This is a genomic window from Candidatus Cloacimonadota bacterium (assembly GCA_034661015.1).
Classification (GTDB): domain Bacteria; phylum Cloacimonadota; class Cloacimonadia; order JGIOTU-2; family JGIOTU-2; genus JAYEKN01.
In genome coordinates this window covers 1-8,253 of the sequence record JAYEKN010000285.1, presented here as the reverse complement: position 1 = coordinate 8,253, position 8,253 = coordinate 1, and the positions used below count along the sequence as shown (strand labels likewise).

Genomic DNA, 8,253 nt, shown 5'->3' with positions numbered 1-8,253 from the left:
CTTTACGGACAGACTCTATTTAGTTTCTAAAGATTTTTTTATATTCTTCAGTAGTCCACCATTTGTTATTATTTCTTGCATCTGCTTCGGTAAAGGGGGAAATTCAAATATTTGCTCTCCAACTTTCACTTCACCTTTTTTTTCATCAATTTTTACTACATCACCGTCATTATAAGCATCTACAGCTTCCGGGCATTCGATAAGTAATAATCCCTGATTGGTTCCACTACGATAAAATATTCTCGCAAATGATTTTGCTACAATGGCTTTTACGCCCACATAACGCAATCCTACCGAAGGTTGCTCTCTCGAAGAACCACACCCAAAATTTTTCCCTACAAAAACAATATCACCTTCTTTTACTTTGTGGGAAAATTCATTGTCAAGGTCTTCAAACAAATGCTCTTTAATAAAATCCGGGTCAGAAGATTCGTAGGTGTATTTCCCGGGGAACATTAAATCAGTATTAATATTATCTTGCTCGTAATAAAACACGCTCATTTTTTTCTCCGTTTGCTAATAAAAACTCACCGTTAAACAATGATTTAACAGAGAGTTACAATTATTTTTCATTTGATTATTTTTACGGTAGCCTACTGTTTTCCAATGCAATAATAAATAAAACCGTTTTCACGACTTTTTTCCGGATTATATTGGTTTCTGCCATCAAAGACAACCTTTTCTTTAAGAAGTTCTTTCACTTTGTTGAAATTCGGATTTCTAAATTGATGCCATTCTGTAATCAGAAGTAAAGCATTTGCATTGTCGAGAGCGGAATACTGTTCCTCGTAATATTTTATGGCAGAATTTTCACCGAAAATACGCCTTGCTTCTTCCATTGCTTCCGGATCATAAGCCTGTATTTTTGCACCACGCTTGATAAGTTCATTGATTATAACGATTGCCGGTGCTTCTCGCATATCATCTGTCATCGGTTTGAAAGAGAGCCCCCAAAGGGCAAAGGTTTTATCATTCAGATCTTCACCAAAATGTTGGCAAATTTTATCAACGAGAACCATTTTTTGTTCTTCATTTACTTTTTCCGTGGAATCCAGAATGTGCGAAGAAACTTCATTTTTTCGCGCAATTCGGATAAGAGCTTTTACGTCTTTTGGAAAACAAGAACCACCATAGCCGATGCCGGAATAAAGAAATTTATATCCGATTCTTGTATCCGAGCCGATTCCTCGCCGCACATCTTCTACGTTTGCCCCAACTTTTTCGCATAATCTGGCGATTTCATTCATAAAAGAAATTTTCGTTGCAAGAAGTGAATTTGCTGCATATTTTGTCATCTCTGCAGATTCTACCGACATAAAGATCGTTCTGTCTTTTTGAAAATTGAAAGATTGATATAAATCTCGCATTATTTCACTCGCCTTATCTGAATCCGAGCCGACAACGATGCGATCAGGCTTCATAAAATCCTCGATAGCCACACCTTCACGAAGAAATTCGGGATTAGAAACAACATCAAAATCTATTTGGAGATTTCTTTTTTGTATTTGTGAGAAGATTTCGGCTTTCACTTTTTCTGCTGTTCCAATGGGAACTGTGGATTTGTCAACCACAACTTTGTAATCATTAATATAATTTCCAATATCATTTGCCACGGCGAGTACATGTTTCAAGTCGGCTGAACCATCTTCATCAGGTGGAGTCCCAACTGCGATGAAAACGATTAATGATTCTCTGATAGCTGATTTAATATCCGTAGAAAAAGAAAGGCGTTTTCCTTCCACATTACTTAGCACCAGAGATTTAAGTCCCTTTTCAAAAATAGGCATTTCACCATTCTGGAGCATGTCTATTTTTGTTTTATCAATATCAACGCAAATAACTTCGTGCCCCATCTCAGCAATACATGCTCCGGAAACGAGACCAACATAACCTGTTCCAACTATTGCGATTTTCATTTATTTAGCTCCTTGTTTGGCCACAAAATAAAACATTAGGGATATTTTTACTCCTGATTATTTAATATCCGTTTTTGCGGTTTCTTGTGGATGATTTTTTGTATTTATTTTTTTGGACAAATCTATTTTAATAACCGTTTGGATTTTTGGTTTGCCATCGCCAGGAATCTTCACACATTTCTTTTATTCCTCTTTTTGCTGTCCAACCGAGCTCTCTTTTTGCCCTTGATGAATCTGCAAAGCATGTGGCAATATCACCATCTCGGCGACCAATAATTTTGTAAGGTATCTCTTTCCCGGTAGCTTCCTGAAAAGCACGAATTATCTCCAAAACGCTGTATCCAATACCTGTTCCCAGATTATAAATTACTAATCCGGGTTCCTCTTCAAGTTTTTTTAAGGCATCAATATGCCCCTCAACAAGATCAACGATGTGAATGTAGTCACGTATGCCTGTGCCATCTTTTGTGGGATAATCATCACCAAAAACGGATAATTCTGCTAATTTTCCAACTGCCACTTGAGAAATAAATGGCATCAAATTGTTTGGAATTCCATTTGGGTCTTCGCCGATTTCACCGCTATGATGTGCTCCCACCGGATTAAAATAACGAAGCAAAGCAATATTCCACGAATTATTTGCAAGATAAATATCATGTAGAATTTCCTCAATCATCAATTTTGTTCTGCCATAAGGATTTGTTGCTTTTGTAGGAAAATCTTCGGTAATTGGAACTTTGAGAGGATCACCGTAAACTGTGGCGGAGGAACTAAAAACCAAATTGAACACACGCTGCTTTTGCATTACTTCGCACAGATTAAGTGTTCCGCAAATATTGTTGTGATAATATTTTAAAGGAATTTCTACGGATTCCCCCACCGCTTTCAAGCCGGCAAAATGAATGACAGCATCAAATTTGTGTTTTGAAAAAATTTCCTCAAGAGCTGATTTGTCAAGTAGATCTTCTTTGTAAAATGTTAATTTTTTACCGGTTAGTTTTTGAACTCGTTTTAATGATTCCTCTTTGCTATTTGATAAATTATCCACAACAAATACATCGTAATCTGCTTTAAGTAATTCCAAACAAGCATGACTGCCAATGTAACCTGCTCCGCCAGTTACTAATATTTTCATTTAAAAGCCCTAAAAATTATTTATTAAATTTCTCTTCTAGTATTTTTACAATTCGCTGAGCAGTCTTCCCATCCCAATATTTTGGAGAACTGCCGGTTTTGAATTTCCCCGAGAGAATATTTTCAGCAGCAGTAACAATTTTATCGGGATCAGTTCCGACCAACTGATTTGTTCCCTCGTGAATGGTAATTGGACGCTCTGTATTTTCCCGAATCGTCAAACAAGGTACATTCAAAATCGTGGTTTCTTCCTGAATCCCGCCGGAATCGGTTAAAACCAGTTTTGCATATTTTTCCAGCTTGAGAAAATCGAGGTAACCAACCGGTTCGACAAGATGGAAATTTTTCATTTCGTCAATTACAGGTTTAAGAGAGAATTTTTTTATTTGTTTTCTTGTGCGGGGATGGATTGGAAAAACAAGAGGGATTTTCTTTTGAATTTCAGCAAAGGCGGAAAGAATTTTTTTGAAATTGACTTTATCGTCCACATTACTGGGACGATGGAGAGTAATGAGCCCGTAATTATTTTTTAACAAATTTAATTTTTCAAGAACATTCGATTTATCGGCTGTCTGCTCATGTTTTTTTAGCGAATCAATCATAGCATTTCCAACAAAGAAAATCCTTTTATCGGAAATGCCCTCTTTTTTCAGATTTTCGTCTCCGTCAGAAGATGGAGTCAGTAAAATATCGGAGATAGAATCAGTGAGGATACGATTGATCTCTTCCGGCATTTTGCGATCGAAAGAACGCAAACCGGCTTCGAGATGTGCAACCGGAATATGTAATTTCACGGCGTCGAGAGCACAAGCTATCGTAGAATTTATATCGCCGGCAACCATGACCATATCGGGCTTTTCGTCAAAAAGAACCTGCTCGAACTTAACCATTATCTTTGCAGTTTGAACAGCATGAGAACCCGAACCGACATTGAGATATTTATCCGGCTCGGGAAACCCTAACTGATTAAAGAAAATTTCTGATAAATTGTGATCATAATGTTGCCCGGTATGCACAAGAATCGGCTCAAAATTTTCAGCGTTTTTCAAGGCAAAATAAACGGGAGCAACTTTCATAAAATTCGGTCTTGCACCAACTACCAGAACTATCTTCATCTAATTTCTTAAATACTTTTTTTATTTAAAGATTGATTTTATTTTTTATCCTGATTCACAAATTTCATGGTTAAACCCACTTTTCCATTATCATCAATTTTGATGACTTTCACATTAACTTCATCACCGATATTAACAACATCGGTGGTGTTTTTTGTGCGTGTTTTGGCGAGATTGGAAATATGAACCAATCCTTCTTTATGGGGCAAATATTCTACAAAAGCACCGAAATCTTTCACGCCTTTAACTTTGCCTCGATAAATTTTTCCAAGTTCCGGTTCTTCCACGATCCCTAATATTTTTTTCTTGGCGAGTTCCATCATTTTAGCATCAGTTGAGCCGATTCGAACTGAGCCGTCATCGTCAATGTCTATGGTTACGCCGGTTTCATCAATTATTGCATTAATTATTTTTCCGCCCGGTCCAATTATATGGCCGATTTTTTTCTTATCAATCTGAATAATTGAAATTTTCGGAGCGAATTCCGAAACTTCAGAACGGCTGGATTCGATTGTTTGAACGATTTTGTTAAGAATTATTTTTCGAGATATTTTTGCTTTCTGCAAAGCCTCGCTCATAATTTCGCGAGTAATCCCTTCAACTTTGATATCCATTTGCAAAGCAGTTATTCCGAGTTCAGTTCCGGTAACTTTAAAATCCATATCGCCATAATGGTCTTCCGTACCGAGAATATCCGTAAGAATGACATGTTTTCCATTCTCAATTATCAATCCGTTTGCGATTCCCGCTACCGGACGTTTAATTGGTACACCGGCAGCCATCAAGGACATAGAACCGGTGCAAACCGTTGCCATAGAAGAGGAACCGTTGGATTCCAAAATTTCAGAGACAATACGAATTGTATAAGGAAATTCTTCTGTTGTGGGAATCACCGGTATAAGTGCTCTCTCTGCGAGATGTCCGTGTCCCAATTCTCTTCTGCCTGGTCCACGTAGGAATTTAACTTCACCAACGCTAAAAGGGGGAAAATTATAATCAAGATAAAAACTTTTTTTGAACATTTCATCAAGATTATCGATCATTTTTTCATCCGAACCGGTTCCGAGAGTTGTAACACCGAGAGATTGAGTTTCACCGCGTGTGAAAAGGGCAGAACCATGAGTTTGAGCAAGAATATCTACATCACAAGTAATTTCGCGAATATCATCAAATCCCCTACCATCAATTCTTTTTCCCTCATTCATTGCTTTTGATCTTATCACATCAGAAATTGTATTGTCAAAAGCAGAATAAATTTGTGATTTTTTTTCTTTAAATTCATCTTCGTCAAATTTTTCCTCGTAGAATTCAATTAAATCGGCTTTAACTTCATCAATCGCATCCTGGCGAGCTTCTTTTGAATTTGCAACAACTGCCACCTTCAATTTTTCCTTAACTTGATCGGAAACTTCTTGTAACATTTCTTTATCCTCAACATCATACTCGAATTCTGTTTTCTCGATTCCAGCTTTTTCGATAAATTCATTCTGAAATTCGATAATCTTTTTAATCTCGGTATGAGCGAAATCCAAAGCTTCCACCATTTTTTCTTCAGATATTTCGTAAGCTCCACCCTCGACCATCATTATTGCATTTTCTTTACCTGCTACAGAGAGATCAAGAGCGGAATTTTCCATTTGCTCCAAGTTGGGATTGATAATCAATTCGTCATCAATGAGTCCGACTTTTACACCGGCGATAGGACCGTGGAAGGGAATATTTGAAATTGAAAGAGCAGCTGATGCTCCCAGCATTCCGACAACCTCCGGTGAATTTTTTTTATCATAAGACAGAACTGTAACAATTACCTGAACTTCGTTTCTAAATCCATTTGGGAATAAGGGTCTTATAGGTCTGTCAATCAATCTTGCCGTAAGGGTAGCGTTTGTAGAAGGTTTTGCTTCCCTTTTAAAAAAACCACCCGGAATTTTTCCGGAGGCATACATTTTTTCCACAAAATCTACTACGAGCGGAAAATAATCCATTCCCTCTCTTCTCGTCTTGGAAACCGTAGCGGTTACAAGTGCAGAAGTTCCTCCGTATTGAACAAAAACCGAACCATTTGCCTGTTTAGCCATTCTGCCTGTTTCCAATGTAAGTTTCCTGCCGGCAAATTCAGTTTCCATTCTAATCATTTTTTTTAACATGTTTACTCCAATACAGGTGCAATCCGCGGATCACACCTTTTGTATGTTTCGAACAAAAGTTGTTCGTTTTGTTTTCCCTGTTAAATCATTTTGTGAAAATTCACGATTTTATTTAACAGGTTGAACCCCGTTGAATTTTTTACATTCCGAAAGCTTTCGGGACCGGAGTTCGATTTAATTTTACTTATTTTCAAATTATTTTCTTAAATTCAAAGCCTTAATTAAAGAGCGATAGCGTCTGACATCAATCCCTTTAAGATAACCTAACAAACTTCGGCGATGTCCAACTAACTTCAATAATCCATGGCGGGAATTATGATCCTTTTTGTGAATCTTCAAATGTTCCGTAATTTCATTGATTCTTGTTGTTAATATTGCAACTTGGACTTCCGGAGAGCCTGTGTCGGTCTCGTGTACTTTGAATTTTTCGATAATAGTTTGCTTTACTTGTTTTTCCATAATTTTTTTCCTTCAACCTAAGAAAATAACATATTAGATAAATTTCTTCAGAATATCTTTTAGTTTGGGATTTCCAATTTCTTGTAGTTCATAACCAACCTGAACTGCCGGTTTGTTGATCTTAATAATTCTTTTCAAATCTATTGGCGTTCCGATAACGACCACATCGCATTCTGCAGCATTAATAGTTTTTTCGAGGTCTTCAATCTGCTGTTTTCCATAACCCATTGCTGGAAGCAATATGCCGATTTCAGGATATTTATCATACGTATCTGAAATTGAATCTACTGCAAAGTCGCGTGGGTCAACATATTCGGCTGCTCCATATTTTTCGGCAGCAACAATTCCTGCACCATATTTCATTTCACCATGAGTGAGAGTTGGTCCATCTTCCACAACCAGCACTTTGGCATCCCGAATTAATTCAGGCTTGTCAACCGTTAAAGGAGATGCTCCATCCACTACGATTGCATCAGGATTGAATTCGCGGATATTATCACGCACAATTTGAATTGCTTCCGGTTCTGCGGAATCTATCTTATTGATCACAATAACATCGGCATTGAGCAGGTTTGTTTCGCCGGGATAATAGGATAATTCATGACCGGGTCTGTGGGGATCAACAACTACGATATTTAATTCTTTGTCAGATGTATAGAAAGGCGTGTCGTTATTTCCACCGTCCCAAACAATTACGTCGGCTTCTTTTTCTGCTTCGCGTACGATTGCCTCGTAGTCCACGCCGGAATAAATAACGCTTCCCATTTTTATGTGCGGTTCGTATTCTTCCATTTCTTCTATCGTGCATTTATGTTTTTCCAGATCTGCCATTTCTGCAAACCGTTGCACTTTTTGTTTTGCCAGATCACCATAAGGCATAGGATGTCTGATAGAAACAACTTTCAATCCCATTGCTTTTAGGTTTTCCACCACTTTTCTCGTTGTCTGGCTCTTTCCACAACCGGTTCGGATTGCACAAACTGTTACTAATGGTTTTTCGGTTTTAACCATTGATTTATCCAAGCCCATTAAAACAAAATCCGGTCCTGCTTGGTTTATGATTGCTACTTTTTCCATTACTTTATTATCGGGAAGATCACTATATGCAAAAACAACCTGATCAATGTTATTATCTTTGATCAAGGTTTTGATTTCTTTTTCATCATAAATAGGGATTCCTTCGGGATATAATTCTCCGGCAAGTTCTGCCGGATATTTTCTTCCGTCAATGTCAGGAATCTGCGTTGCGGTAAAAGCAACCACCTCAAATTCTTTATTATCTCTAAAGTGCAAATTAAAATTATGGAAATCTCTTCCAGCTGCACCCATAATTATAACTCTTTTTTTCATATATCTTTTCCTTTCAGATTAATTTTATGCCTCTAACTTTGACCTTGTTACTTTCTGTCAAGTAAATCGGATAATGAAACTCGAAGCAACTAATTATGTAAAAATTAAAACGCTATTCTTCTCTCTTTCGCT

7 protein-coding genes are annotated in these 8,253 nt (G+C 37.3%); all 7 read right to left on the bottom strand.

Annotated features, from left to right (window positions below):
* Window positions 1-15: 15 nt before the first annotated feature.
* The gene (locus U9P79_09980; protein ID MEA2104951.1) at window positions 16-501 is read right to left on the bottom strand and encodes a 3-isopropylmalate dehydratase; all 486 of its coding nucleotides are present in this window, start codon (window positions 499-501) and stop codon (window positions 16-18) included.
* Between the two features lie 92 nt (window positions 502-593).
* Window positions 594-1,916, bottom strand: a complete 1,323-nt coding sequence (locus U9P79_09975; protein MEA2104950.1) for a UDP-glucose/GDP-mannose dehydrogenase family protein — start codon at window positions 1,914-1,916, stop codon at window positions 594-596.
* Window positions 1,917-2,043: 127 nt separating this feature from the next.
* Window positions 2,044-3,051, bottom strand: a complete 1,008-nt coding sequence (gene galE / locus U9P79_09970) for a UDP-glucose 4-epimerase GalE (GenBank protein ID MEA2104949.1) — start codon at window positions 3,049-3,051, stop codon at window positions 2,044-2,046.
* Between the two features lie 16 nt (window positions 3,052-3,067).
* Window positions 3,068-4,165 (bottom strand): UDP-N-acetylglucosamine 2-epimerase (non-hydrolyzing), encoded by a 1,098-nt coding sequence (gene wecB, locus U9P79_09965; GenBank protein MEA2104948.1) that lies wholly within the window; start codon window positions 4,163-4,165, stop codon window positions 3,068-3,070.
* Window positions 4,166-4,203: 38 nt separating this feature from the next.
* Window positions 4,204-6,312: a polyribonucleotide nucleotidyltransferase gene (gene pnp / locus U9P79_09960; protein ID MEA2104947.1), complete on the bottom strand. Its 2,109-nt coding sequence runs from the start codon at window positions 6,310-6,312 to the stop codon at window positions 4,204-4,206.
* Between the two features lie 195 nt (window positions 6,313-6,507).
* Entirely contained in the window at window positions 6,508-6,771 is a 264-nt protein-coding gene (rpsO, locus tag U9P79_09955) for a 30S ribosomal protein S15 (GenBank protein MEA2104946.1), read from the bottom strand.
* A 33-nt stretch (window positions 6,772-6,804) separates the two neighbouring features.
* Window positions 6,805-8,121 (bottom strand): cyclic 2,3-diphosphoglycerate synthase, encoded by a 1,317-nt coding sequence (locus U9P79_09950; GenBank protein MEA2104945.1) that lies wholly within the window; start codon window positions 8,119-8,121, stop codon window positions 6,805-6,807.
* Between the last annotated feature and the right edge of the window lie 132 nt (window positions 8,122-8,253).

Excerpts from the sequence above, each read along its gene's own strand:
- U9P79_09980 (MEA2104951.1), bottom strand. The coding sequence starts at position 501 with ATGAGCGTGTTTTATTACGAGCAAGATAATATTAATACTGATTTAATG.
- U9P79_09975 (MEA2104950.1), bottom strand. The coding sequence starts at position 1,916 with ATGAAAATCGCAATAGTTGGAACAGGTTATGTTGGTCTCGTTTCCGGA.
- galE (MEA2104949.1), bottom strand. The coding sequence starts at position 3,051 with ATGAAAATATTAGTAACTGGCGGAGCAGGTTACATTGGCAGTCATGCT.
- wecB (MEA2104948.1), bottom strand. The coding sequence starts at position 4,165 with ATGAAGATAGTTCTGGTAGTTGGTGCAAGACCGAATTTTATGAAAGTT.
- pnp (MEA2104947.1), bottom strand. The coding sequence starts at position 6,312 with ATGTTAAAAAAAATGATTAGAATGGAAACTGAATTTGCCGGCAGGAAA.
- rpsO (MEA2104946.1), bottom strand. The coding sequence starts at position 6,771 with ATGGAAAAACAAGTAAAGCAAACTATTATCGAAAAATTCAAAGTACAC.
- U9P79_09950 (MEA2104945.1), bottom strand. The coding sequence starts at position 8,121 with ATGAAAAAAAGAGTTATAATTATGGGTGCAGCTGGAAGAGATTTCCAT.